The sequence below is a fragment of the Elusimicrobiota bacterium genome (assembly GCA_016218575.1).
Lineage (GTDB): Bacteria > Elusimicrobiota > Elusimicrobia > UBA1565 > UBA9628 > JACRDN01.
This window is the reverse complement of the sequence record JACRDN010000023.1, coordinates 126,921-151,071: the sequence shown is the minus strand read 5'-3', so window position 1 is coordinate 151,071 and position 24,151 is coordinate 126,921. Positions and strand designations below refer to the sequence as shown.

Here is a 24,151-nt window from a genome sequence, read left to right as displayed (position 1 = left end):
GGCTGATATCATGCCCCATTAGACTGTTCCCTTAAAAGAAAATATAATTCATCATATATTTCTTTTATGGAAACGTTTGAACTGAGGTACTTCACAGCAGCGGCCCAGCATGAGAATCTCCGGCGGGCCGCCGAGGCGGTCCATGTCTCCCCTGGATCCCTCAGCAAGGCGATCTCCCGACTGGAGCGGGAACTTAAGACCCCATTGTTCTTCAAGGTGGGCCGGGGCATCAAGCTCACTCCTGAAGGTCTCATCCTCAAGCAACGGGCGACCGAACTTCTTCAACTGGAGGAGGACGTGCGCTTCGAACTCGCCGGAAAGAGCGTCGGCGCCGTTAACATCCACATCAGCTCCGAGGAAATCCTGCAAGCCTTCTATGGGATCGCGCTGGCAAAAAATATCTCGGCGTTATTTCCAGAAGCCCGCATTCAGTACTGGATTCGCTCGGAGAGCAAGGCGGCGGAACAGGTCCTAGACGGCGAGGCGCAATTGGCGCTGATCGCCGCCGAGCCGCCAGCCGGCGCGCTCAGCAAGACGCTGGAAACAGTGACATTCCAAACCTGCGCCTCACCCAGACATCCGCTGGTGAAGCGCTTCGGCGTCCGCGGAACAATTCCAATACAAGAAGTGCTCAAGCATCCATTCGTGTCATCGGACTCGGCGATCCTCGGCAGGATTTCAAAATCCTCTTCAGCCGACGGCTGGCGCGACGACAAATTCCCCAGGCGCATCAAGTACAAGGCATCCAGCCTCAGACTCATGGAAAATTTGATCCGCGAGGGCCTTGCCCTGGGATATTTGCCTGGCTATTTGGTCGCCAGCGCGGGATTGATCCCCCTCAAGATATCCGGCTGCCCCTATTACTGCCGACAGACCGTGCGCCTGATCGCCAAAGATCCAATCGTCTTGGGCTGGCTGCGGCAGTTATGGAGCGCGCTATGACCGGTTCAAGCCGCCGCTCTTAAAGCCCGCCAAATCCAAGGTCACCTCGGAATAGCCCGCGGCCAGAACGCCGTCGGCGATGCGCTCGCGCAGGCCCCGGTCGGCCAGGCGCCGCATCTCGCCCGGTGAGACCTCGAGGCGGGCCTTCTGGCCGAAATGGCGCACGCGGAACTCCCGGAAGCCCAGTTTTCGGAGGTATTCCTCGGCCGCCTCCACCTTGGCCAGGCCCTCGGGAGTGATGGCGCTGCCGTGGGGAAAGCGCGAGGACAGGCAGGGTGAGGCCGGCTGGTCCCAGGTGGGCAGGCCACGTTCCCGGGACAGCTCCCGTATCTCGGCCTTGGTCAAATCCGCCAGATCCAACGGGGCGAGAACACCGCGCTCCTTGGCCGCGGCTTGGCCGGGCCGGAAATCCGCGCGGTCGTCGGCGATGGCGCCGTAGAGTATATGCTTTGCGCCCAGCTCCCGCGCCAGCGGGGAGAGCTTCTCGTAAAGCTCGGATTTGCAGAAATAACAGCGGTTGGCGGGATTGGCGGCGTATTTTGGGTTTTGAAGCTCCCTGGTTTCAATCACGATATGCCGGATGCCGATAAATAGAGCGGCCTTGCGCGCCGCCTCCATCTGGGAACGGGGGAGAGACGGGGAATCCGCCGTGGCGGCCGCGGCCCCGCCGCCGAGGACCTCGAAGGCCTCGCTCGCCAGGAAGGTCGAGTCCACACCGCCGGAAAACGCGACCAGGACTCTTTCCAAGGGGCGCAGGATGGCCTTGAGATGCTCCAGCTTCTCCTCGAGATTCATCCCATCCTTCCCACCAGCACCCGGACGAAGCGCTCTCCCGAGGAGTCCCCCCCATAGCCGGAGGCCTCAAAAGTCATCCGCGGCGGAGGCCCCCAGCGCGAGGCGAGGGCCCGGATCAAGGCCGCTCCCGTGGGAGTGACGGGCTCGGCGGCCCGCGCCCCTCCTTTGAGCGGCAGGCCCTTCATGAGCTCCAGGGCCGCGGGGGCCGGGGAGGGGATCTCGCCATGGGCGGTTTTGATCCGACCTTCCCCCAAAGCCAGGCGCGATAAGAAGACTCGACCCACCTTCAACTGGTGTAGGGCCAGTAAGGTTCCAAGAACCCCGGCGATGGACCGGGCCCGGCCCAACTCGTGGAAGTGGACCTCATCCAAGCAAGCGCCGTGCGCGCGGGCCTCGGCCTTTCCCAGAAGCCCGTAGACCGCCAGAGCCCGGGTCCTAACAGGCCCGGGCAGACGAGCCTCGTCCACGATGCTCAGCACTTCCTTCAAGGAACGCCGGCTTGGGCCTGATCTCGCCTGGACCAAAACCTCCAGAGCGCGAAGACTGCCGGCCTTCCTGGGCGCGGCCTTGAGTCTGACCGCGCCCAGAGCCGTGCCCTGGAGGCCCCTCTCGACGGCCTTGATCTCGGCCCCGGCGTCCACCAGGCTCGATAGGAAAAGCGAGCCGCTGGCTCCCTCCAGGCAGTCGAAGTAGGCGAGCCTCATCGCCGGCCGACGCTCAAAATCGAGGCCGCCAAATATCCCGCCCCGAAGCCGTTGTCTATGTTGACCACGGCCACCCCGGGAGAGCAGGAATTCATCATGGAAAGAAGCGCCGTCATTCCTTTAAAGGAGGCCCCGTAGCCGACACTCGTGGGCACCGAGATCACCGGCTGGCGGCATAGCCCGGCCGTAACGCTCGGCAAGGCCCCGTCCATGCCCGCCGCCACCACCACGACCCCGGCCTCGTCGAGGACGTGCCGCCGGTCGAGGAGCCTGTGCAGGCCGGCCACTCCCACGTCGTAGAGGCGCAAAGCCCGGAAGCCGAAGGTTTCCAAAGTGACCGCGGCCTCCTCGGCGACGGCGATGTCCGAGGTCCCGGCCGTCAGCACCGCCGCGGCCCCCGCGGGGGCCGCGGCGGCCTTTGCGGCCGGTATGGCAATAAGCTTTGGCTTTTCATGCCAGACCGCGGTCGGGCATTTCTTTTTAACGTAAAGAAATGCCCTCATAGTAGTCTTTGTCACGATCACGGGGTCGCCGCGGCGGGCGATCTCGCGCGCGACGGCGCGGATCTCCTCGGGGGTCTTTCCCGGGCCGAACACGGCCTCGGGGAATCCCCGGCGCCGGACCCGGTCATGGTCTATCTTGGCGAACCCCAGATCCCGGCACTTAATCATGAAAAACTTTCTTTAAGACGGCCCCATCCAAGGGAAGCTCTCCCAGCTTGCGCGCGATACGGGCCACGGAACGGCCGTCGCCGTAGGGATTTTTGAGCCCGGCGCAAGACCTTCTGAAAGCCCGGCTCAACGCCCTCTTGAGCGCGGCCCGGATGGCCGCGGCCCGGCAAGGACAGTCGAGGATATTGCGGGCCTTCACCATTCCCTTCTGGCGGTCCCCGACATTGACCGCCGGCACCCCGAGGGTGGGGGTGTCGGTAACACCGCAGGAAGAGTTTCCGACCAAAGCGCCGGAGAGCTTGAGGACGCTCAAGAAAGCGCGGCGGGAAAGATTCTTGACGAGGAGGGCGTCGCCCCGGCCCCGGGCCCAGCGCTCAAGTGCTGCGATCACCGCCGCACTCCCCACATCCGCGTTGGGATAGAAGAATACTTTCTGGCGCTCGACGCCCGCAAGGCCCTCCAAGACTTCGGCGATTTGCGCCTCGGGGGAGGATGTCTCCAAGGTTTCGGGATGATACAGCACCACCAGAGCCCCGGCCTCAAGCGTCTCGAGGCCCTTCTGCCGGCGTAGCTCCTCGAGGCTCATGGGATTTAAATCCGCGATCCCGTCCACCAAGGGCGAGCCGTAGGCAAAAACCCGGGAGGGAGCCTCCCCCATTCGGATGATACGCCGGCGGTATTCCTCGGCGTGGGTGAAATGGTAATGGCTGAGCTTGGTCAAGGAGTGGCGGATGGACTCGTCCATGCTCCCCTGGGTGGTCTTGCCTCCCGAGACATGCGCGATCACGACTTGATGGAGCATGGCCGCGACTCCGGCCGCCAGCATCTCGTAGCGGTCGCCCAGCAGAAGCAGGAGATCGGGACTTTTCTTTTCAAAAACCTTGGAGAACCCGGACACGGCCCGGGAAAAAGCCGCGGCCACAGCACTCGGAGAAAGCGCCCCCGCGCTCAAGATCGGGACTTTCTCCGATATGGGAAAGCCGTCTTTCTCTATCTCCCGCACGGTAGACCCGAAACGCGGGGAGAGATGAGCTCCCGTAACATAGAGCCGCAAGGCCAGGTCCCGACTATTCCGGATCGCCTCCAAGAGAGGCCTCAGAATGCCGTACTCAGCCCGGGAGCCCGTGACCACGCCGATGGATCGTTTCACTCGACAAACCCCATGACCCGGGCGGGGTTTCCGGCGACGATTTTCCCGGGTCCCACGGACTTCATCACCGCCGCGCCGAGCGCGACCTTGGTCCAGGCCCCGATCTCCACGTCCTGGTTGATGGCGGCGTTGAGCCCCGCGAAAACCCCTTCCCGGAGGACGGCCCTCCCCCCGATGTTGACCCCCGGGCTCAAGGTGACGTAGCTCTCGAGTACGCAGTCATGCCCCACCGTGCACGCGAGATTCACATTGGAGAAGTCCCCCAAGCTCGCGTTGTGGACCACGATGGCCCCGGCATTCACAAAGACGCCCTGGCCCAGCTTAACCCCCGGGGAAAGAATCGCCGCGGGATGGATCACGGTCAAAAACGAAGCGCCTAAGAGCCGCAGGCGCCCGACCACGGCCTTGCGGGCGGCCGAGGAGGCGATGCCCACGGCGCATTCGATTTCCCCCTTGCCGGAGAGCCACTCCATGGGCCCCAGGATGGGCAGGCCCTCGACCTCCCCGCGCCGCGCGTCGTCCAGGAATCCCAGGACCTCGGCCCCGGTGAGGCGTAGGATGTTGAGGAGGCTGCGGCCGTTGTCCCCCGCCCCGACCACCACCGCCTTGCGCCGGGCCTTGCTTCTCATGCGATCGCCCCCTCCTGGAGGGCCGTGGTTTCCAGTTCCCTTTGCGGCCTCTCGAGGATTTGGCAGGAAGCGCAAGGAAACACCGCGAGCGAGGCCTTGGCCCCGTGCTTCTTGAGGAGGTAGGCCTTGAGCACGGGCCAGCTCTTGAAGAGCTTGTACCCTTCCCAAAAGGAAATGGAAAAGTCGAACTCATTGGCGTAGCGCGAATACACGAGGATTTCGCGCTCGCCGACCAGGCCCTTCTTGGGCACCGGGGTCCGGTACACCCGCCCGCCGGGCTGGTGCAAAGCGTGGAAACCCGTGCCCTGGCAGGAGGCACAGGCCACGACCACGCTCGCCCCCGGCGCGAGGAAACTCGCCTCGCTTTTCAAGGCGTTGAAGGCGTTGCCGGCCTGGATCATCTCGGTGTCCTTGGGATAGGCGTTCAAGACCGCGACGTCGTAGAGGCCTTGGGGAGCCTCGGTGCGATAGATTCGGCGGGCGAACTCCATGGCCTGCCGGTGGGACCCGAGGAGGTCTCCCGAGAAACAGCCCGCGATTTCCCCGTTCTCGTTGGCCACCAAGGAGACGGCGAAGGCCACCCCCAGACCCTCGGCGATGGCCTCGGCGTTGGAGCGGGCCTCGTTGCCCTCGATCTGATTGATCTTGCCCTTGTGCACGGCGTAGAGGTGCTGGGACTCCAAGGTGTCTATGTGGGAGAGGCCGGGAACGACGAGCTTGGCCCCGCCGCTAAAACCCATGTAGCCGTGGGGCATCACCGACCCCACCAAAATCCTGACGTCGGCCTCGACCATGGTCCGGTTCAAGGCCACGTCCACCTCGAACATCCGGCCCGAGACCTTGGCGCAGTTCTGGAACGGGTTGTGGTTCTCGAAGCGGAAGCCCTCGGCCATGCGCCGGCCGTACTTCTTGATCTGCTCCAGGCGCATCATGGGGGCGTGGCAGCCCAGAGCGATCACGAAACGAATGTTTTCGCGCGCAAACCCCAGGCTCAAGAGCTCGGCCGCGATCGGCTCAAGGGCGGGGGCAAGCTTCAAGGGCCTGCGGATGTCCTCGACCGCCACCGCGACCGTCTTGCGGGCGTTCTCCGGGGCCTTGGAGAGGCGCTGGCGCAGGCCCTGGGTCAGCGCTCGGCCGACCGCGGCGGGGGCCATCTTGGGCGCGCCCATCATGTTGAAAACACTCGCCTTCCAGCCCGCGGGCAGGAGGAACTCCTCCCGCGCCCTCGTGAAATCCTCGGTGTAGTTCAAGGTGAATTTTTTCATGGCTCGCTCTGATAGCGGAATTTTTGAATCTTCCCCGTCGCGGTCTTTTGGATGCTTTGGACGAGCTCGACTCGCCGCGGGACATGGCTCAAGGGCAGCCTCTCATGGGCATAGGCGATCAAGGCCTCCGGGCTCAAGGGCGCCCCTTGACGCCCCACCACCACGGCCTTGGGCACCATGCCGAGCCGGGCGTCCGGCACCCCCACGACCAGGACCTCGATCACCCCCTCGTGGCCCAAGAGCACCTCCTCGATCAAACGGGCGTTTATTTTCTCCCCGCCGCTCTTGAAGAGATCATCTTTCCGCCCCTGATGGTATAGAAATCCTTCCTCATCGCGAACGGCCAGGTCTCCGGTGCGAAATCCTCCCGGGCCGGGAGGGACGACCGTGAGCCCCTTCTCGTCCAGATACCCCTTCATAAGGCTCGGCCCACCAAGGACGATCTCACCCTGGACTCCCGGCGGGACCTCCTCGCCCTTCTCGTCGAGCACCCGGAGCGACACGCAGGGGATAGGCAGGCCGATGGAGCCGGCCTTGCGCGCGAAGTGCTTGAAGGGCAGGCAGGTCGCCCGCGGGCCGATCTCGGTGCAGCCGTAGGCGTTCACGATCTCGGCCTTGGGAAACAAGGCCGAGAGCTCCGTCAATTCCTCCTTGGTAATGGCCCCTCCCGCGTTCATGACGTAGCGCAGGCTCGGCAAGTCCAAGGGTTTCCCGCGATAGCGCTCGATGAGGAGCCGGTGATGGGAGGGCACCCCCCCGAAGCCGGTGGCGGAGCGCTCCCGCAAAGCCTTGACCAGGAAGGCGGGATGGAAGAAGCCGTCCAAGAGGACCACAGTACCCTGAGCCAGGAACGTGGTCAGCATCTGGGAGAGGCCGTAGGAAAAATGCAGGGGAAGGAAAAGCGCCGTTACGTCTTTCTCCGAGAGGCTCAAGGAGGCGGCCGCGCCCCGGGCGTTGGCGAGGAGGCCTGAATGCGCGTGCACCACGCCCTTGGGCCGGCCCGTGGTGCCCGAGGTGTAGAGGACCATGGCTTCGTGGTCCGGCTTAAGGTAGTCCGGCTCGGCCACAGCCGAGCCGGATTGTGAGCCTTCTTCCTCTTTTTCCGTTAATATAACGCGCTGGCAATGGGCAAATTCCACCCCTTCCACATCCGTCAAAATCGCCCGCGCCCCGCAGTGGCGCAGGAGCTCGCCAAGCTCGGCGGCCTTTAGGCCGGGGTTCAAGGGAACCACGCTCAAACCCGCGGCCCAGGCCCCGAAAAAGGCCGCCACCGAAGCAATTCCGTTATTGTAGAGAAGCCCCACCCGCTCCCCTTGGGAGAGCCCCTTTTGTTGCAGAAGGCCTTGCGCGCCTCGGACCAAGTCCCAAAGTTCCTGGTAGCTCAAGACCCTGTCATGAAAAATCAACGCGGGCTTTCCCGGCCGGCTTTGCGCGGCCTCAGCCAGGACCATGGAGAGGCTTGGGGAACTCATGCGGGGATTTTTTTCGCGACCAGCTGGAACAGGGAACGGGGGGTCCTGAAGTTCTCCCGGCTGATCTCCTCGTCCTCGAAGCGGATGCCCAGGCCCTCCTCGAGCGCGGCCACCAAAGCCACCAGCTGGACCGAGTCCACGCCCAAATCCCTCAAGGGCCGGTCGAAGGAGTCCGCGCCGAGAGGGTCGAGGAGGTAGGGGGCCAGAACCCGCGAGAAGCGCTCTTCCAGTTCCTTGGGACTCTTCAAGCCCATCAAGACGCGACGGTCCGGCCCAAAACCTCGCGCACCGCGTCCGCCTTAGCGTGGATGCGCCTAAACACATCGACGATATTTTCCTGGAGCTCGGCGCTGATATGGGAGTAGAGCGGGAAGGTCAGGACCTTGGAACAAAGCTCGTTGGTGACGGAAAGGTCGCGGCAGGCAGCCCCGCGGTTGACCGTAAGGCGGTGGAGCGGCGGGTCGAAGTACTTCTTGACCAGGATCTTTTCCATGAGCATGGCGTCGTAGACCTCATCGCGGGAGAGGCCGAAGGCCTTCTCGTCGATGAATATTGTGAAGTAAATGCCGTTGGGCTCGGCCCCGGGGGTGGGCTCCGCGAAGCTCACGCCGGGGATTCCCGACAGGAGCTTTTTGTAGTAGGCGAAGGACTTCTTGCGCCTCTCCATGTTCCTGTCCAAGTCCTCGAAGGAGCACAGCCCGAAGGCCGCGTTGAACTCGGTCATGCGCGCATTAAGCCCATTGAATTCGCAATCATAAGTCTTAGGATCCATGCCGTAGATGCGCCCCTTGCGCAGGAGTCCGGCCAGGCGGTCGTCATTGGTGGCGACAAGCCCCCCCTCGCCGGAGGTCAAAAGCTTGGTCGGGCTGCAGCTAAAAACCTCCGCGTCCCCGAAGCCGCCCACCCGGCGGCCGTTCAAGGCGCTGCCCATGGCCTGGGCCGCGTCCATGATGAGCTTGAGCCCGCGCTTTTTGGCGATGCGCTCAAGCTTGTCGGCCGCGCAGGGGTTGCCCCAAATATGCACGCCCAGGATGGCGCAGGTGTCGGGAGTGACGGCCTCCTCCACTCGGTCGGGGTCCACGCCGCCGGTGCTGGGGTCCACGTCCACGAAAACGGGCTTGAGGTTGTTCCAGGTGAGGCCGTGGCTGGTCGCGCAAAAGGAGAAGCTCGGCAAAATCACCTCGCCCTTGAGGCCCAGGCATTTGAGGGAAAGCATCTGGCCGGCGCTGTTGCTCGAGACCGCTACCACGTTCTTGACGCCCAGGTAGGCCGAGACCTTTTGCTCGAGCTCGGCCACGAACTTGGCCGTGGTGATCATCCCGGAGGAGTAAAGCTCACGCAGCCGGCTCTCGAACCGCGAGAACTCGGGCATGGTCGGGGAGGAGACGGGAACCATCTCCTTGAAAATCGGCTGACCGCCTAATACCTTTAGCTCGGGCATGAAGGCGATTATACCATATCGAGTTGAAGCGGCTCGTCCTGGCGGATTTCCCTCAGGGCGGGCTTGCCGACAAAGTGAGAGCGGTGCTTGTCCGAGAGCCCGGTCCCGGGCCTTTTATAGGCGATCATCGCCTCGAGGATCACGTCCCCCTTGCGGATGGGCCGAGCCGCGACCAGGCTCTTGCGCACGAGCCGGGCGTTCTCCCTCTCGCACTCCGCGATCCCCTTCTCCCCGGTACCCAGGCTTTCCTCCACGTGGCGGATCTGCTCCACCATGGTTTTGAACTCCCCGGGCTCCAAGGAGGCCAAGTGATCCGGGCCCGGAAGGGCCCGGTCGAGAGTGAGATGTTTTTCTATGATACAGGCGCCCATCGCAACGGCCGCGACCGCCGCCTCGACCCCCACCGTATGGTCGGAATAGCCGATGGGAACGCTGAAATGACGGCGCAAGGTCTCGATGGCCTTGAGATTGGCGAAGCGAAACTCCACGGGATAGGCGGTAACGCAGTGAAGCACCGCGGCCTGGGAGCAACCCCCCTCCTTCAAGGCCTCCAAGGCTTCTCGTATCTCATCCAAAGTACTCATTCCGGTGGAAATGATGACGGGCTTGCCCGTGGCGGCCACCTGGCGCAAGAGCGTGAAGAAATTGATGTCCCCCGAGCCTATCTTGTACAGGGGAACCCCGGCCGCCTCTAGTATTTCCACCGCCCCGGGATAGGCCGGCTTAGAGAAGAAAAGAATGCCTTTTTCCCGAGCGTAGTCGGCCAATTCCTTGAAATTCTCGGGGGCCAGCTCGAGCTTTTGGAGCATTCCCAGGAAGGACTTCGCGGTCTTGTCGTTCTTTTTCTGGTAGGCCGCCAGAGGCGCCTCGGCGGTCACCGACTCCTCGGCCTTGAAGGTCTGGAACTTGACCGAGTCCGCCCCGGCCTCGACGGCCGCGTCGATCAGCCGCTTGGCCAAGGCCATGTCCCCGTTATGGTTGACCCCAGCCTCGGCGATGACGAAAACCCTATGCCCGTCCCCGATCGCCCGCGAGCCGACCTGTATCGACGCCATCTTGAAGATACTATCATTATCCAAAATCAGGCATAAAGACCCGGCACGCGTCGGCCGAGGCGTTTGGCTGGGGCCTATTGCCGCTTCACTTCAACAACGATCTTGCCGCGGGCGCGGCCGGTCTCGCTGCGGGCGTGGGCTTGGGCGATTTGCTCGAGTTGAAAAACGCCGTCAATGACCGATTTCAGCTTTCCAGAATCGGCCAAGCCGGCCATATGCCGCAGATCTTCGCCCAACGGCTTCATCAGCACGAAGCGCGCTTTTTTTTCGGGGAATACGGAAGTCCACGCCAAGTGGAAAAAGAGGCCGAGACTGGGCAACGTGGAGACGTAGGTCCCGTTTTGCGTCAACAACGGCCGCATCTCGGAGAAGGTGTGGGCGCCTACGGCATCCAGGACGATATCGTAGGCTCCCCGCCGGCCGCCGAAGCCTTCCTTCTTGTAGTCGATGATCTCATCGGCGCCTAATTCCTCGGTCAACGCGACGTTGGCCGTTCCGCAGACGGCCGTGACATGCGCTTGCATCGCCTTGGCGAGCTGCACGCCATAGGAGCCCACGCCCCCGGAGCTGCCGATGACAAGCACGCGGTTGCCTGGCTGGATTCTCCCAAGATCCCTGAAAGCCTGAAGGGCGGTCAAGGCGGCCAGCGGGACCGCGGCCGCTTCCTGGTGGGACATCCTCTTTGGTTTGTGAGCGGCGGCGCTTTCGTCAATGGCGGCGAACTCGGCATAAGCTTGACCGGCCTTCCGGTTGGAGCAGGCGTAAACCTCATCGCCGATCTTAAAACGTCTCGCCTCGGTTCCGGTCTCCACGACGCGGCCGGAAAGGTCGTATCCTAAGATCATGGGAAAGGACCGCCCAAACAGCAGCTTCAAGTCTCCGCGCCGGATCTTCCAATCTATCGGATTAACGCTCGATGCGCGGATTTCCACCAGCATCTCGCGGGGCTTGAGCGCAGGGCGCAGGACCTCGCATATCTTAAAAACCTCGGGCGGCCCGTAGCGGCCGATGACGGCGGCTTTCATTCGTTTTCTTGTTTTCTGACAATATCTCCGTCCTCAGATGCCGCAAGCTCAAGAATCAATTCCCCGATCTCCGGCATTTTGAGCCTGAGGCCGTCTTGTATTCGCGTAGATATCAAGATCTAGCTTGCCGGCATAAGCGGGACCGCGGCCCAGGGCGAACATACAAACAACCGCGACCACGAGCCACTTGGGAAGTCTCATTCGTATATCATACTTTTCTATGCGGCTATTGAGATTTTTCATTCGTCGGCTTCCCGTTTCGTCCTCAATGAGGCATAATACACAGATATGAATATTCCAAAGAAAATGAGACTGTTTAGACGCTACAAGAATCTTAGCGGCAAATCCACGATTGCGAAGTATGAGATCGAGAAGGACGCCATCAACATCAAGTTCACGGACTCCTCGGCCTATCGCTACACCAACCAGAGCGCCGGCCCCGAGAACATCAAAGAGATGAAGTCGCTGGCGCTCGCCGGTAAGGGCCTGGGCACATTCATCGACGCCAACGTCAAAGACCGCTTCCTGCGAAAGATCAGGTAGCCCCATCAGGGCGGCGGCGGCTGAAGCGATTGTTGGGGCCCACAGCCTTATCGTGGCGGCGCTCCAGGAAAGTCACATATCTCAAGAAAAGGATGGGCATTCTCCATAGGCTGTCATCGCATCGTTTGTCGTCATGTCATGTCCGCCTACCGAAGACTACGTGCCCGAGTCTCCGCAAAATTCAAGAGCTTGGCGCCCAACTCGCTGCGGGCATGGGCTTGGGCGATTTGCTTTTTTCCCGGAATCACTACACTAGATGGCGTAGGCCGCCGGAGCCCTACCCCTTTTCGCCGGTTCGCATGACGCGGATCCGACGCAAGAGCCGCTCGCTGGGCAGATCATTTGTGCTGGGAAGGGTGTCATCCTCCACTTCCCGGCGCTCGCGAAGATCCAACGGAGGCAATCCAAGGTTTACGCGCGCCGATCTCTGTACCGCGCGGACGAAAGGGTCCACATTCAATTTAAGATTTTTAAAGTAGTCAAAATGCGCCACCAGATGGACGCCGAGCGCGGTAGGGCTCAGCATGACCCTCTTGGCGCTCTGCGCATAGAGCGTTTCCCATGTCTCAACGCTCAAACCGGCCCGTTCCAGCGCCGGATCAAAGCCGAGATGGCTTTCAATAATCGCGAAAGCGGTCAAACGGAGCAGCGGGTGTAGCAAGTCCAATCTCGAGATCGCGACTAGGAAAGTTAAGGTGACACTATCCATCTGGAACTTCTGCCCAAGATAGTCCCATAAAACGAAGATCAGCGCGCGCTCAACCGTGTCGCTGCCCATGAATTGCCAGCTATCGCTCGAAAAATTCGCGACTTGATCGAGGGTGGCCAGGAGCCCGAAGGAGTACAACGGTAGCAGCATGGTCGGATTTAGCTGAATGAACTGTCGCAAGGTATGGGGCGCGAATTGGAACACGCCTATCCAGTGGGCGACCGCGGCGGCCAAAGCCTGATCGCGCCTCTGCTGCGCCGCGACCCTCTGGTCCAGACTGGAATCGTCTTTGGCCGTCGCCGAAATGCCGAGAGCGCGCGCGTCCAAGTCGGCGTGCGCCTTGGCGATGCCATTTTTGTAGTCGAGCGATTGAGAGGTCGTCGGCCCCAATGGCTCCATTTGCAAACGAGACAGCCCTTCGATCACTCTTTCTAGCTGGTGTGCGACCGTGCCGAGCACCTCCGTCCAGTTGCTTTCTGCCGCCGTCATTTGAGCTAGATTTACTACGCCCGGTCGGCCTGGATCGTTGAGCAGGACGCGGTGGGGAGCATCCGACCACCAACCCCGCGCGTTTTCGGACTTGATCCGCTTGAGAATGGCGGTAAAATCCACGGACCTTAAATGCATGCCGCTTTGCGCGTTGTCCGGATACTCAATACCCCCGTCTTCGCCCAGGCTCGGCCGTCCCAAGACCTCTGCGCGAGTCTGGAGGATCAATCTTTCCAATGAGTCCTGGCGTCGCTCAAGCACCGGCCGTAAATCGTCATGGATGATCTTGCCGCGCGGGTCCGGCCGCTCGAGCGGGATGAACTTGATCCCTTCTTTCTCCAGGGATGCGTTGATCCGGTCGAATTAACGTTCCGTCGCGCTCAACCCGGGGGTTTGGTCGGCAATCATGTAGACGTCCACTTCATGATCGCCTATCCCCGTTTCATGCGCCAATTGCCGGACATGGAACAGAATGAGCCGGCCGATGTCGTATTCGTGCTTGTTGACGAGGCTGTCCAAAATGCCTGCCTTCGCGTATTTGAGGCGCTCCTCCGCAGTGGGGGTAACGCCCACATGGAAGTGGATCGCGTCCGGATTGTAAGAGGCCTCGCGGCCTCGGAAGGATTTCAGGCGGTAAGAGAGCGTGGGTTCAAATTCAGAGCTCGGCGCTCTTATCTCGGAGCCCGCCCCTGCCATTGTCCGCAGCGCCCGAGCTGTCTCCAGCGCCTGCTCCAAAATCAGCTTGGATACGCTTTGCAGGTCGGGCTCTTTGATCCGAGCCTCGATCGTGGGAATTTCTTTCTCTTTGTCAAAGAAGCGTGCGAATACGTTCGCCAGCACCATCGCCTTGATCCGGAGCGAGGACGAACCGTCTTTGGCCGGAGGGCCGTCCAGTTCAGCCGAGACCGCTAGATTAATATGCTCGATGAAGCCGAGGCGCGCGGCCTCTGCGCGCACCTGCTCGCGCAACTCGCGCTCTTCCCGATCGTTTTCGCTTCGCCAGACCTTGGATTCTGCGCTCAACGCCGTGATATCCGGCACACCCGGCGATCGGAAAAAATGGCTGACTGCCTCCAAGCGACGAGATTTCGCGAAGCTGAATGCAGGCGTCCATAGAAGGATGGCTGTGAGAAGCGCCATAAAACAGTAGTGCCTATGTGCCATACACTGGTAAGATTGTAGTACGAATTTATAAAAATCTGTTGGGCTAAAGGCTCCCCAAGACCTGGTCTTTTGGCCCATCGCCGAGGGCCAAAAGTCCTACCCTAAAGGCCGGAGGGGGACCGACGGGGGCTGGTTCCCTGGGGCCGGGGGCAAAGGGAAAGAGTGGCGAGTATGGCGTACGGAGCTAGCAGGCTGCCCTTAGTGTGGAATTAACTAACAGGCGAACAGATTTCAACTAAAAACCCGTCGTGATCTCTCACATACGCGACCAGCTGACCCCAAGGCTTTTGAGTCGGCTTGAGAACCTCCGCCGCGCCCGCCTCAAGTGCCTTACGAAAGGCCTCCTCTACGTTCTCGGTCACAAATCCTACCTCGATGCCCGGAGGGGGGACCTTCGGTTTTACCGCGCGAAACTCAACCTTATTGGACTCAGCCAGACTAATGGCGACGAATCCCAGTCGTGTTGCCCCCGTCTCCATTTCAGCATAGGTGTTTGATTCATCAACAAAACCACGATTCAATCCAAAAGCCCTCTCATAAAACTCAACCGTTTTAAGGGGACTTTCAACGTATAGGAGGATATAACCGAGCTTCACTGTTTCCGTCCTTTTGTCTTTAAAATCAGATTTTTTCTGCGTTCTGTGAAGGCATACCAAGGCGCATTCCCTTTGCCATTCATGAAGTTGACGGCAGCCATGAAAACATCAAGAAGGCAGGGGTCATTCACTTGCTGCGTGGCATGGTTCACCTGTTTATATAGAGATAACGGATCTTTTCTCCGCAGATCCGCTGGAATTTTGATGCCAATTCTTCTTAAATCATCTGCGATCGAGGGCCCAACATTGGGAATTTGTTCCAAGTGGCTGGCATCTTGCGGGTGAATCGCCTTTTTCATTTTCTCTCCAAATCACAAATAGTCGAATAGTGCTCTTTCTCCTTTGTCGCTCTAACTCACAATCATCTTGACCAGTATATCACGACTTCTGGAGTTGTGTCCTACGGAAAAGTGCTGTTTCCATTTACCTTGCTTATCACTATGTTTAGATATATAATTAGAGTCATGAATAAGATTATACCTATCAGCGACCTCCAGTCAAAGGCCAAGAAATACGTGGAGCAGGTCAAGAAGACGGACCAGCCCGTGATCGTGACCCAAAGAGGACGGGCCGCGGCGGTTTTGGTGAGCTATGAGTCCTATGAGGGCATGCTCGCCACCCAAGGCGAGATGGGGTTTGCGGACTGGAGCCAGAGGCTGCAAAGGGCCGAGAAGGAGTCCCGGGACGGCGCTGGCGCGGCCCTGGAATCCTACCTTAAAAAAAGAAAAGCCCAGCCTTGAAGATCGTCCTCCTGCCCCAAGCCCAGGAAGACCTGGACCGCGTCCTCGAGCCCCTGTTTTCCCGGCTCATCCGGCAGATCTCGGCCCTCAAGGAGTACCCGGAGCTGGGGGCCTCCATGGCGGGGCCCTTCGCGGGATATCGCGGCTTTATCGTGGAGTTTTATCGCGTGGTCTATCGCGTCTCGGGGCAGCATATAGAGATAGCCTATATCCGGGACTGCCGCCGTCGGCCGTTATCCTAGATTTAGGCCTTGAAGGCAGGGGGCCTAAAGGCTATAATTTGAGCATGTCAGAATACCTGAAAGGCAACTATAAGGCCCCGGAAATCAAGCCGCAGGACGCGAAGGCGGACGAGAGCAAGGAAGATAAGCTCCGGACCGAGTTCGAGAAGCGCGCCCTGGAGAAGCTGGGCGGCAGCATCGCCTTCGTGATGAAGCCCAAGGGGTCTTTCGTCTGGGAAGACACCTCCAAGCCCAAGAATTAGCCGTGATGAAGGACCTCTCGCCCGCGCAATTGAGCCAAATTGCCGAGGCCACCTTCCGAAAAACCGCCGAGATCGGCCTCAAGCACGCCCGGCTCAACAAGCCCTTCGTCAAGAAGAGCGTCAAGGAAGTGCGCGACGAGACCCCCGCGGCCCCGGCCTTGGTGGTTTCCGCGGGCCCGAGCCTGCACCGGGCCAAGCCCGTCGAGACCTTGAAGCGCGTCGGCCACGGGGGGCTCACCATAGTCGCCTGCGACGGGGCTTTGGGCTTTCTTTTAAGAAACGGCATCATCCCCCAGTACGTGGTGAGCGTGGACCCCCATCCCGACCGCATCGTGCGCTGGTTCGGGGACACCAAAATCGACCGGCGCGCCCCCGACGACTATTTCCGCAACCAGGACCTGGACCCCACAGTCGGGGAGAACGAGCGCCGCTACAACAGCGAGCTCATTGCGCTCGTCAACAAGCATGGCCCCAAGATGAAGGCCATCCTTTCGACGAGCGTCGCCCCCGACGTAGCCGAGCGCTGCATCGAGTCCGGGATGGACGTGTACTGGTGGAACCCGATTTACGATGACACGGACTCCCCGGAGAGCTTTACCCGCAAGATCAACGCGGTCAATCCTCTGCCCTGCCTGGTCACCGGCGGGAACGTGGGCTCCTCCTCGTGGGTCTTCGCGGTGGCCATCCTGCGCCGGACCAAAATCGGCCTCATAGGCATGGACTTCTCCTACGCCCCCGAGACCCCCCTGCGCATGACCCAGTACTACGACGTGATCAAGGACCTCTTCCCGGACAATCCCGAGGAGGGCTACATCCAGGTGCCCAACCCCCATCTGGGAAAGACCTGGTACACCGACCCCACCTATTTCTGGTACCGCAACTGCTTCCTCCAGCTCGCCCAGGCCGCGCCCGACGGGGTCGAGACCGTGAACTGCACCGAGGGAGGCATCCTCTTTGGAAACCGCATCGGCTGGAGCCCGCTAGAGGCCTTCCTGCGTGGCTAAAATCCTCATCGTCAACCCGGTAATCCGGGCCGAGGACAACCCCAAGCACGTCGCCTACGGCCTGGCCCTGTGCGCGGCTTTGGCCGACAAGGCCGGCCATCAGGTCATGGTCTTCGATGCCAACGGCCACCGCCCGGGAGACGACGTCCTGCGCGAGGCCTTGTCGGCCGATTCCTGGGACATCATCGCGACCGGCGGCATCACCACCTCCTACGGCTACATCAAGAAGACGGTGAAGTTGGCGCGCGAGTGCTCCCCCAAATCCCTCATCGTCCTGGGCGGGGGATTTCTCACGAGCATGCCCCTCGACATCATGACCTTCCTCCCGGAGGCCGATCTTGGGGTGGTGGGAGAGGCCTTCGTCACCTGGCCGGAGCTCTTGGAGCGCTTCGACGGCGGCAAGCCCGACTGGGCGAGCTGCCTAGGCCTCATCTACCGCGACGAGAACCGCCAAATCCGCCTCAACGCCTCCCGGCCGCTCATACCGAATTTGGACGTCCTGCCCTATCCGGCCTGGGAGATGTTCCCCTTGGACATTTACTTCAAGAACAGCGGGCTGCTCCTCTCCGAGGAGGCCATGACGGCCAAGAGGCGCCTCGACATCAACACGAGCTACGGCTGCTCGCTTATCTGCCGCTTCTGCTTCCACCTGGGGCTCACCGGGGACATGAAGGTGGTGGAGGACGCCCAAGGCCGCCGCGATGTGGAATTCTCCTACGACCGCCAGATCCGCTGGCATAGCCCGCGCTACATCGTGGACATGGTCAAATACATGAGGACGCGCTTCGGGGTGGACTTCGTGACCTTCCTCGACGAAAACCTCATGACCATGAACGCCACCACCCGCGGCAAGTGGCTCTCCGAGATCTGCCGGCTCTGGAAAGAGGAGGGGCTCCAGCCCGACTGCGTGCGCCGCGGGGCCCCCCACGACCCCGACGCCTGCCGGGGGGTGCATTGGTCGGGGACCAGCCACGCCGGGCTTTGCAGCCCCGGGGTCCTCAAGATGATGCACGAGGCGGGCTGCACCTACCTTGACTATGGACTCGAGTCCTTCTCCGCGCGGGTCCTGCGCAACATCGGCAAGGGGGCCACGCCCGAGAACAACATCAAGGCGGTCAAGATCACGATGGAGGCCGGGATACGCCCCATCCCCAACCAGATCATGGGATTTCCGGACGAGTTCTTCGACTCCATCGTGGACAGCATCCGGGCCTGGCAGACCTTGGGCATCAAGGCCAACCCCTTTTTCGCCACCCCCTACCCAGGCTCGGAGTGGTACTACACCTACAAGGATAAGATCCTCGAGCAGTACGGCGGCGACCTCGAGGCCTTCCTCCTGGACCTGGGAGACGCCACCAAGATCACCGCGGTCATCTCAGAGAACTTCAACGCGGTTGAGCTCCTGGGCCTGCGCGAGCTCATGGTCCAGGGAGACCTCAAGCGCGTCCAGGACTACGAGAAGGTTTGGCGCAAGAGCCACGGCGAGCCGAATATTCCGGATTTCCGCAAGCAGGGCCGGCGCAGCTTCGGCAACCTCAAGGGCCCGACCCGCGCGCCGGCCGGAGTCTCCTAAGGCCCATGCCCTTCGCCGTCGCGCGGTTGACCCTTCCCAGGACCGCCACGGTGCGCCAGGCCATGGAGCTCATGGCCGGACCCGCGGCCGTGGGCATGGTCCTGGTCGCGGGCAAAACGGGGCGGCTGGAGGGCGTGGTCGTGGACTCGGATCTGCGCAAGGGGATGCTCAAGGGCCACGGCTTGGACGCCCCCCTCTCGGCCGTCATGAATCCCAAGCCCGTCACCTTGCCGCGCGGGGCCACCCGCGAAGAAATCTCGCGCTGTATGCGCCGGGAGAGGCGGGCCAACGTCCCGATCGTGGACAAGAAGGGACGCGTGGTGGACCTCGTGCGCCTCTCTGAGCACCTTGCCGATGCCGAGGAGAAGCCCAACTGGGTCGTGCTCATGGTGGGCGGGGCCGGGCGCCGCCTCCTGCCCCTCACCCAGGACCGCCCCAAGCCCCTCCTCCCCGTCGGCCCCAAGCCGCTCCTTGAGACCATCATCGAGCAGTTCGAGGCCTCGGGCTTCAAGCGCTTCTTCCTGGCGACCAACCACCAGGCCGAGCAAATCGTCGGGCATTTCGGCGACGGCTCCCGCCTCGGCGTCGAGATCCGCTATCTGCGCGAGCGCGAAAGCCTGGGCACGGCCGGGGCCCTCTCCCTTCTGCCCTCCAAGCCCGATCATCCCCTGATCGTGATGAACGGGGATCTTCTCACCAAGGTGGATTTTCCCGCTTTGGTGCGCTACCACGAGGAAGAGGGGCATGACGCCACGGTCTGCGTGCGGGAGTATGACTTCCAGGTTCCCTTCGGGGTCGTGCAGATGGACGCGGCCCAGCGCCTGGAGCGGATACTGGAGAAGCCCACGCACCGGTTCTTCGTCAACGCCGGAATATACGTCCTGTCCCCGGGCGTGCTCCGCCTCGTCCCCAAGGGGCGGCTCTGCGACATGACCTCGATTCTCGAGAAGGCCCGCGGCCGCGGCGCGGTCGGGTGCTTCCCGGTCCGCGAGTATTGGATAGACATCGGCCAGCCGGACGACTACCAGCGCGCGCGCCGGGAGTACCCGCAGGTCTTCGAGTGAGCGCCTGGCGGGCGTTTTCCCCCTTCATCAAGGCCTACCGGGCGAGGCTCGCCCTCCTCGGAATCCTGCTGGTCAGCTCCACGCTCTCGGAGGGGGCGGGCATAGGCCTCCTTCTGCCCTTGATCGGATGGATACAACAGGGGGAAGCCTTCCTCGCGAAAGTCGGGTGGCTCAGCCGGGCATTCGCCTGGCTGAGCATTCCCCTCACCCCGGGAACCTTGATGATCACGGTATTCGGCGTCATCGCGGCGACCCTTCTCCTAAAATTCGCGGCGTTCATGGCCTCGGCCAAGGTCTACAACCCCTTCATGAAGGATTTGCGCCAGGCCGCTTTCGCCCGGGCCGTGGACTCCCACCTCTTCTACTTCCACGCGACCTCGAGCGGGACCCTGGCCCAGGTGCTCGAAAACGAGGTGGAGTACGCGGGCCAGGCCTTCAACTTCGCCGTCGTGATCCTGGCCAACGCGGTCTCCCTCCTGGTATTGAGCTTCCTCATGCTGACCCTCTCCTGGAAGCTGACCGCGGTGATAGCTCTCCTGGGCACGGTCCGCTACGCCGTATCAGGGCTGTTTATTACATGGGTGCGGCGCCTGGGGGCCGAGCACGGGGCCTTGAAGACCGCCCTCAAGTCCTCCGTCATCGCCGTGCACCAGGGCATCGAGGTGGTCAAGGCCTTCGCGAGCGAGCGCTTCGAGAAGGCCCGCTTCTCGACCCTCGCCCACCGGATCGAGAAAAACGCCGACGGCGCGGCCCTGGCCGCCTCGGCCAACACCTTGGCCGAGGGGCTTCTCGGAGACGGGCTTCTTTGCCTGGTCATCTATTTCGCGGTGACCCGCCTCAACACCCCCGGCCCGGTGCTTCTCACCTTCCTCGTGGTGGTGACCCGGCTTATCCCCAAGGTCAGCGCCTTGAACGACGCCCGCATCCGGGTCGCCGAGTACGCATCCCGGGTCTGCGATCTGCCGCGCCTCCTCTCCGGACGCCTCCACCCGCCCCTGGCCTGGGGCCTCCGGCGCCTGCCAGCCTTCAGCAAAAGCCTCGTCCTCGACAAAGTCTCCTTCCGTTATCCCGCGGGGGAAGGCGAGGCCCTGGAGGGAGTCACCCTCGAGATCCCCAAGGGCGCGACGGTGGCGATCGTGGGCTCCTCGGGAGCGGGAAAAACCACTATGGCCCGCCTCCTCCTCAGACTCTTCGATCCGAGCTCCGGCCGAATCGCCGCGGATGGGATCCCCCTGCCGGAGCTCGCGCGCGAGGACTGGGCGCGCCTGGTCGCCGTCGTGGCCCAGGACACCTTCATCTTCGACGATACCTTGGAAAACAACGTCAAATACGGCCTCGCGGATTGCCCGCCGGAGGCCTTGGCCCTGGCTCTCAAGCGCGCCCGGGCTTCGGAATTCGTGGCCTCCCTCCCCGAGCGCGAGAAGACCCAGCTAGGCGAGCGCGGGGTGCGGCTCTCCGGGGGCCAGCGCCAGCGCATCGCCATCGCCCGGGCCTTCCTGCGCGACGCGCCGATTCTCATCTTGGACGAGGCCACCTCCGCCATGGACGCGGAGACCGAGCGCCTCATACAGGAGGCTATCGCGGAGCTCGCCAAGGACAGGACCATGATCGTGATCGCCCATCGCTTCTCCACGATCAAGAACGCCGACCGCATCGTGGTGCTAGAGCGCGGGCGCGTGGCCGAGGCCGGCACCCACGAGGAGCTCCACGCCCGCCAAGGGCCCTACCGCCGCTTCTACGACCTGCAGTCCCTGCGCCGCGAGAGGCTGGGCGATGCGGTATAAGGCCGCGATCATCGGACTCGGCCAAATCGGCAGCGCCTTCGATTCGGACCCCAAGCGCAAGGAGATATGGACCCACGCTCGGGCTTACCAAAGCTGTCCGGAGATAGAGCTCGCCGCGGGCGCCGACCTGGACGCGGGCCGCCGCGAGACCTTCCGGCGCGCGCGCGGCCTCGACGCGGTCTACTCGGATTGGCGGCAAATGCTGGCCGAAGTCCGGCCCGATATCGTGAGCGTCTGCACCCCCGTCGCGTCGCACCACGAGCTGGCCTCGGCCTTGATCGAGGCCGGGGTGCCGGCCTTGTTTCTGGAAAAGCCCATGGCCGAGGAGGTCTGGCAAGCCCGGGAGATCGTGGAGGCCGCGGAGCGCCGCGGCGTGGTCTTGGCGGTCAACCATTTGCGCCGCTGGGACCGGGTGGTCGCCCACGCCAAGGCCCTCATCGCCGCGGGCGATATCGGCGAGATCAAAGTCATCGGCGGCTGGTACTCCGAGAAAATCTACAACATCGGCACGCACTTGCTCGACGCCATCGCCTATCTCGGGGGAGAGATCGAGGAGGTCTGGGGCCGTGAGGTGCGCGGGACGTGCTCGGAGGAACCCACCGCGGCAGGATTACTCTCTCTCTCGAATGGCGCCCACGGCTTTATCGCCTGCTCAGGCAAGCGCGAAGACTTCATCTTCGAGCTCGACGTTCTAGGCTCGAAAGGCCGCCTCAGGCTGACGGACAACTGCCGGCGCCTGGAGCTCTACAAGTTTACGGAAAGCCCTAATTTCACGGGCTACCAGGAGCTGGCCGCGCGGGATCTGCCGCCTCCGCCCCCAGGCCCGTCCGGATTCCTAAGTGCAGTGTCCGACATCGCGGCCTGCCTTGCCGGCCGCAAGAAGGCCCCGGCCTGCTCCGGCCGCGACGGGCTCCTGGCCCTGGCCGCGGCCAAGGGGCTTCTGGCCTCCGCCCGGGACGGCGGGCGCCCGGTGAAGCTCGCTGAGCGCATTACCCATCGGGCTCCACGCATATCCTGATGAGCCCGAGGACCGCGGCGCTGCCGCGCCGCAGTCTCCTTATCGAACGCCTGGACGCTTTCTCGTTCCTGCGCGTCCGGGGCTTCGACGATGTCTGGTACGTCCGACGGACTCCCGTGGCGAAAGTCCCCGCGGGGGCGAAAAGGGTCCGGTTCGGGCAGGACCCGGCCGCGGTGTTCAAGATCAAGCGCTTCGCCGTGTTTCTGGCCGAGAGGCTGTTCACGCAAGTCTACCCCCAGGCCTTGCGCCAAGAAGCCTGCGCCGAGGCCCTACTATGGTTCGGCTGGAGCGATCAGGAAGCATTCGATCTCTACCTGAAGAAGCTTCTATACATCCAACTAATCGAGAAGGTAAGCGGGCGCTACCACGTCCCGGACGCAGAGGTCCTGGGCGACGGGGGGCCCGACGTCGGCCCCTGGATGCGCCTCTTTGACCGCTACTGCCTCGAACCGGTGACTGCGGAGACCGTCCAGCGCTTCATGGCCGAGCCCGCCTCGGCCGCGGCACCCGCCTTGGCGCCTTGGCCCGGTTGCTCGAGGCTCGCCCGCGCGGGGGCGATAATCTGGTATGCGCTGAGGCGCCTCTGCCGAGCCAGGTCGGAGCCCCTACGCTCCAAATACGCTTTGCGCTGGGCCGGACCCGCGGTATGGCGGGAAGGCAGACTCTTCCACCACTTCCTCTTCTACAACCAGCTGGAAGAGAGCGGCGACTACCGGCCGGAAAATATCACCTTCATCTTCAATCCCAGCGAGCTCACGGCCGAGGACCGCAGGCGCCTCAACCGCGGGGGCTACCGCTGGCTGGCCGAGGGCGAACCCTGCGGCATGGACCGGGCCTTGGCCCGGCGGGTCATGCGCCGCGCGCCGGGGCTCCTGCGCTTTCCCGAGCCCGTGATCCGGCTTTTCCAGAAACTGCTCGAACATGAACACGAGCTCTCGCGGACCGCCTGCGAGATGTATCGAGAAACGACAGAGTACGCCTCCGACAGCATACTGAAGGCCGCGGCCCTCGAGCGGCGCGGGATCGCGAGCTTCAACATCTGCCACGGCGACGACTTCGTGCACACCGAGGCCACCTGCTACATCAAACTCGACCGCTTCTTTGTCTGGTCGCCGCGGCAGTTGGACATCTTCGGCTACGTCTGGCGCGGGGTGAAGAAACTCGAGGTCCTGGGGCCGTTCAAGAACGACTACTACCGCCTACCCCCCGCCCCGGAGCACGCGGCACTCATCGAGAAATTTAGGGACCACCTCCGCGTGGCGGTGTTCGACACCACGTTCTCGGAGGACGCCCACATCACCCGCGGGGAGGTGCGGCGCATGTACGACGACGTGCTCTGGGCTTTGGAACAGCTCCCCAAGCGCCTCATCGTCATCAAGTCCAAGCTCTACAACGTGGGCCGCATCTTCGAGATGGAGGGATTCCGGGACCTAGGGGAGCGCTTGGCCGGCCGGCCTGACGTCTTCGTCATGGACTCGGGGCTCCCGGCCCAGGAGGCCTTCAAGGTCGCCCAGATCGTGATCGCCTTCGGGCCCTCCACGGCCGGGATCGAGGCCCTCTGCTGCGGCAAGGACGTCCTGTTCTACGATACGATTCGCCTCGTCGAGCACCCTTTCCTTAAATATCCCGGCGTGGTCTACCATGATCGGGAATCTTTGCTCAAGCGCCTCCAGGACCTGGCCGGCGGCGGCCTCTACATGGAGCCCCGCGCCCGGCAAGCCATGGTGGAGCACGAGGGGGCCCTGCGCGACAATTACGCCCGGGCCTTCGCCGAGGCCATCGGGGCTCGAAGTAGGCCTTAAGACCCGGGTCCAACGGCCTAGACCTCTAGAAC

At 62.5% G+C, this 24,151-nt stretch carries 24 protein-coding genes and 2 pseudogenes; 11 read left to right on the top strand and 15 right to left on the bottom strand.

Translation table 11 applies throughout. The annotated features are described in order from the left end of the window. The first annotated feature begins 66 nt into the window (after positions 1 to 66). Positions 67 to 942 carry a LysR family transcriptional regulator gene (locus tag HY921_13260; GenBank protein ID MBI5631839.1) on the top strand — a complete coding sequence of 292 codons (876 nt, stop codon included), beginning with the start codon at positions 67 to 69 and terminating at the stop codon, positions 940 to 942. On the opposite strand, the gene larE is transcribed toward HY921_13260, so the two are convergent. The 11 genes and pseudogenes from larE to HY921_13205 form a co-directional block, all read right to left on the bottom strand. Then, positions 937 to 1,737 (bottom strand): ATP-dependent sacrificial sulfur transferase LarE, encoded by an 801-nt coding sequence (gene larE / locus HY921_13255; GenBank protein MBI5631838.1) that lies wholly within the window; start codon positions 1,735 to 1,737, stop codon positions 937 to 939. The genes HY921_13260 and larE overlap by 6 nt on opposite strands. Further along, the gene (locus HY921_13250; protein MBI5631837.1) at positions 1,734 to 2,441 is read right to left on the bottom strand and encodes a LarC family nickel insertion protein; all 708 of its coding nucleotides are present in this window, start codon (positions 2,439 to 2,441) and stop codon (positions 1,734 to 1,736) included. Before HY921_13250 ends, larE begins: the two co-directional genes overlap by 4 nt. Next, positions 2,438 to 3,179, bottom strand: a pseudogene (gene larB, locus HY921_13245) (nickel pincer cofactor biosynthesis protein LarB). Before larB ends, HY921_13250 begins: the two are co-directional and overlap by 4 nt. Beyond that, positions 3,156 to 4,358, bottom strand: a pseudogene (neuC, locus tag HY921_13240) (UDP-N-acetylglucosamine 2-epimerase (hydrolyzing)). Before neuC ends, larB begins: the two co-directional pseudogenes overlap by 24 nt. Continuing rightward, entirely contained in the window at positions 4,259 to 4,891 is a 633-nt protein-coding gene (locus tag HY921_13235; protein MBI5631836.1) for an acetyltransferase, read from the bottom strand. The pseudogene neuC and the gene HY921_13235 overlap by 100 nt, the downstream one beginning before the upstream one ends. Beyond that, positions 4,888 to 6,156: a DUF2088 domain-containing protein gene (locus HY921_13230; GenBank protein MBI5631835.1), complete on the bottom strand. Its 1,269-nt coding sequence runs from the start codon at positions 6,154 to 6,156 to the stop codon at positions 4,888 to 4,890. The genes HY921_13235 and HY921_13230 overlap by 4 nt, the downstream gene beginning before the upstream one ends. Further along, positions 6,153 to 7,628, bottom strand: coding sequence for an acyl--CoA ligase (locus HY921_13225; GenBank protein MBI5631834.1), 1,476 nt, complete (start codon positions 7,626 to 7,628; stop codon positions 6,153 to 6,155). The genes HY921_13230 and HY921_13225 overlap by 4 nt, the downstream gene beginning before the upstream one ends. Continuing rightward, entirely contained in the window at positions 7,625 to 7,885 is a 261-nt protein-coding gene (locus HY921_13220) for an acyl carrier protein (GenBank protein ID MBI5631833.1), read from the bottom strand. Before HY921_13220 ends, HY921_13225 begins: the two co-directional genes overlap by 4 nt. Beyond that, complete coding sequence (locus tag HY921_13215; GenBank protein ID MBI5631832.1) at positions 7,882 to 9,069, bottom strand: DegT/DnrJ/EryC1/StrS family aminotransferase; 1,188 nt, start codon at positions 9,067 to 9,069, stop codon at positions 7,882 to 7,884. The genes HY921_13220 and HY921_13215 overlap by 4 nt, the downstream gene beginning before the upstream one ends. A gap of 8 nt (positions 9,070 to 9,077) precedes the next feature. Beyond that, entirely contained in the window at positions 9,078 to 10,124 is a 1,047-nt protein-coding gene (gene neuB, locus HY921_13210) for an N-acetylneuraminate synthase (GenBank protein ID MBI5631831.1), read from the bottom strand. Between the two features lie 74 nt (positions 10,125 to 10,198). After that, entirely contained in the window at positions 10,199 to 11,149 is a 951-nt protein-coding gene (locus HY921_13205) for an NAD(P)-dependent alcohol dehydrogenase (GenBank protein ID MBI5631830.1), read from the bottom strand. Between the two features lie 306 nt (positions 11,150 to 11,455). On the opposite strand from HY921_13205, the gene HY921_13200 reads away from it, so the two are divergent. Further along, positions 11,456 to 11,692, top strand: a complete 237-nt coding sequence (locus HY921_13200) for a hypothetical protein (GenBank protein ID MBI5631829.1) — start codon at positions 11,456 to 11,458, stop codon at positions 11,690 to 11,692. Between the two features lie 277 nt (positions 11,693 to 11,969). Here the strand turns inward: HY921_13200 and HY921_13195 are convergent, their stop codons facing one another. From HY921_13195 to HY921_13180, 4 genes are all read right to left on the bottom strand, one after another. Continuing rightward, positions 11,970 to 13,091 carry a hypothetical protein gene (locus tag HY921_13195; GenBank protein MBI5631828.1) on the bottom strand — a complete coding sequence of 374 codons (1,122 nt, stop codon included), beginning with the start codon at positions 13,089 to 13,091 and terminating at the stop codon, positions 11,970 to 11,972. 162 nt (positions 13,092 to 13,253) lie between these two features. Beyond that, entirely contained in the window at positions 13,254 to 14,054 is an 801-nt protein-coding gene (locus HY921_13190) for a hypothetical protein (GenBank protein MBI5631827.1), read from the bottom strand. 209 nt (positions 14,055 to 14,263) lie between these two features. Continuing rightward, complete coding sequence (locus tag HY921_13185; protein ID MBI5631826.1) at positions 14,264 to 14,650, bottom strand: VOC family protein; 387 nt, start codon at positions 14,648 to 14,650, stop codon at positions 14,264 to 14,266. Further along, the gene (locus HY921_13180) at positions 14,647 to 14,949 is read right to left on the bottom strand and encodes a TfoX/Sxy family DNA transformation protein (protein ID MBI5631825.1); all 303 of its coding nucleotides are present in this window, start codon (positions 14,947 to 14,949) and stop codon (positions 14,647 to 14,649) included. The genes HY921_13185 and HY921_13180 overlap by 4 nt, the downstream gene beginning before the upstream one ends. A gap of 165 nt (positions 14,950 to 15,114) precedes the next feature. On the opposite strand from HY921_13180, the gene HY921_13175 reads away from it, so the two are divergent. From HY921_13175 to HY921_13135, 9 genes are read left to right on the top strand one after another with little or no spacing between them, the layout of a single operon-like run. Further along, entirely contained in the window at positions 15,115 to 15,390 is a 276-nt protein-coding gene (locus HY921_13175; protein MBI5631824.1) for a type II toxin-antitoxin system Phd/YefM family antitoxin, read from the top strand. Then, positions 15,387 to 15,632: a type II toxin-antitoxin system RelE/ParE family toxin gene (locus HY921_13170; GenBank protein ID MBI5631823.1), complete on the top strand. Its 246-nt coding sequence runs from the start codon at positions 15,387 to 15,389 to the stop codon at positions 15,630 to 15,632. Before HY921_13175 ends, HY921_13170 begins: the two co-directional genes overlap by 4 nt. A 44-nt stretch (positions 15,633 to 15,676) precedes the next feature. Beyond that, complete coding sequence (locus tag HY921_13165) at positions 15,677 to 15,874, top strand: hypothetical protein (GenBank protein MBI5631822.1); 198 nt, start codon at positions 15,677 to 15,679, stop codon at positions 15,872 to 15,874. A gap of 2 nt (positions 15,875 to 15,876) precedes the next feature. Next, the gene (locus HY921_13160) at positions 15,877 to 16,878 is read left to right on the top strand and encodes a DUF115 domain-containing protein (GenBank protein MBI5631821.1); all 1,002 of its coding nucleotides are present in this window, start codon (positions 15,877 to 15,879) and stop codon (positions 16,876 to 16,878) included. Beyond that, on the top strand, positions 16,871 to 18,451 hold the full coding sequence (locus HY921_13155) for a B12-binding domain-containing radical SAM protein (GenBank protein MBI5631820.1): 1,581 nt from the start codon (positions 16,871 to 16,873) through the stop codon (positions 18,449 to 18,451). The genes HY921_13160 and HY921_13155 overlap by 8 nt, the downstream gene beginning before the upstream one ends. 5 nt (positions 18,452 to 18,456) lie before the next feature. Further along, the gene (locus tag HY921_13150) at positions 18,457 to 19,515 is read left to right on the top strand and encodes a nucleotidyltransferase family protein (GenBank protein ID MBI5631819.1); all 1,059 of its coding nucleotides are present in this window, start codon (positions 18,457 to 18,459) and stop codon (positions 19,513 to 19,515) included. Further along, the gene (locus HY921_13145) at positions 19,512 to 21,299 is read left to right on the top strand and encodes an ABC transporter ATP-binding protein (GenBank protein MBI5631818.1); all 1,788 of its coding nucleotides are present in this window, start codon (positions 19,512 to 19,514) and stop codon (positions 21,297 to 21,299) included. Before HY921_13150 ends, HY921_13145 begins: the two co-directional genes overlap by 4 nt. Beyond that, complete coding sequence (locus HY921_13140; GenBank protein MBI5631817.1) at positions 21,289 to 22,317, top strand: Gfo/Idh/MocA family oxidoreductase; 1,029 nt, start codon at positions 21,289 to 21,291, stop codon at positions 22,315 to 22,317. The genes HY921_13145 and HY921_13140 overlap by 11 nt, the downstream gene beginning before the upstream one ends. Further along, a complete protein-coding gene (locus tag HY921_13135) occupies positions 22,317 to 24,119 on the top strand; it encodes a hypothetical protein (GenBank protein MBI5631816.1) in 1,803 nt (600 codons plus the stop codon). The genes HY921_13140 and HY921_13135 overlap by 1 nt, the downstream gene beginning before the upstream one ends. Positions 24,120 to 24,151: the final 32 nt, after the last annotated feature.

What these genes read in the sequence shown, in the direction of transcription:
- HY921_13260 (MBI5631839.1), top strand. Translation starts at nt 67, where the DNA reads ATGGAAACGTTTGAACTGAGGTACTTCACAGCAGCGGCCCAGCATGAG.
- larE (MBI5631838.1), bottom strand. Translation starts at nt 1,737, where the DNA reads ATGAATCTCGAGGAGAAGCTGGAGCATCTCAAGGCCATCCTGCGCCCC.
- HY921_13250 (MBI5631837.1), bottom strand. Translation starts at nt 2,441, where the DNA reads ATGAGGCTCGCCTACTTCGACTGCCTGGAGGGAGCCAGCGGCTCGCTT.
- HY921_13235 (MBI5631836.1), bottom strand. Translation starts at nt 4,891, where the DNA reads ATGAGAAGCAAGGCCCGGCGCAAGGCGGTGGTGGTCGGGGCGGGGGAC.
- HY921_13230 (MBI5631835.1), bottom strand. Translation starts at nt 6,156, where the DNA reads ATGAAAAAATTCACCTTGAACTACACCGAGGATTTCACGAGGGCGCGG.
- HY921_13225 (MBI5631834.1), bottom strand. Translation starts at nt 7,628, where the DNA reads ATGAGTTCCCCAAGCCTCTCCATGGTCCTGGCTGAGGCCGCGCAAAGC.
- HY921_13215 (MBI5631832.1), bottom strand. Translation starts at nt 9,069, where the DNA reads ATGCCCGAGCTAAAGGTATTAGGCGGTCAGCCGATTTTCAAGGAGATG.
- neuB (MBI5631831.1), bottom strand. Translation starts at nt 10,124, where the DNA reads ATGGCGTCGATACAGGTCGGCTCGCGGGCGATCGGGGACGGGCATAGG.
- HY921_13205 (MBI5631830.1), bottom strand. Translation starts at nt 11,149, where the DNA reads ATGAAAGCCGCCGTCATCGGCCGCTACGGGCCGCCCGAGGTTTTTAAG.
- HY921_13200 (MBI5631829.1), top strand. Translation starts at nt 11,456, where the DNA reads ATGAGACTGTTTAGACGCTACAAGAATCTTAGCGGCAAATCCACGATT.
- HY921_13190 (MBI5631827.1), bottom strand. Translation starts at nt 14,054, where the DNA reads ATGGCACATAGGCACTACTGTTTTATGGCGCTTCTCACAGCCATCCTT.
- HY921_13180 (MBI5631825.1), bottom strand. Translation starts at nt 14,949, where the DNA reads ATGAAAAAGGCGATTCACCCGCAAGATGCCAGCCACTTGGAACAAATT.
- HY921_13175 (MBI5631824.1), top strand. Translation starts at nt 15,115, where the DNA reads ATGAATAAGATTATACCTATCAGCGACCTCCAGTCAAAGGCCAAGAAA.
- HY921_13165 (MBI5631822.1), top strand. Translation starts at nt 15,677, where the DNA reads ATGTCAGAATACCTGAAAGGCAACTATAAGGCCCCGGAAATCAAGCCG.
- HY921_13150 (MBI5631819.1), top strand. Translation starts at nt 18,457, where the DNA reads ATGCCCTTCGCCGTCGCGCGGTTGACCCTTCCCAGGACCGCCACGGTG.
- HY921_13140 (MBI5631817.1), top strand. Translation starts at nt 21,289, where the DNA reads ATGCGGTATAAGGCCGCGATCATCGGACTCGGCCAAATCGGCAGCGCC.
- HY921_13135 (MBI5631816.1), top strand. Translation starts at nt 22,317, where the DNA reads ATGAGCCCGAGGACCGCGGCGCTGCCGCGCCGCAGTCTCCTTATCGAA.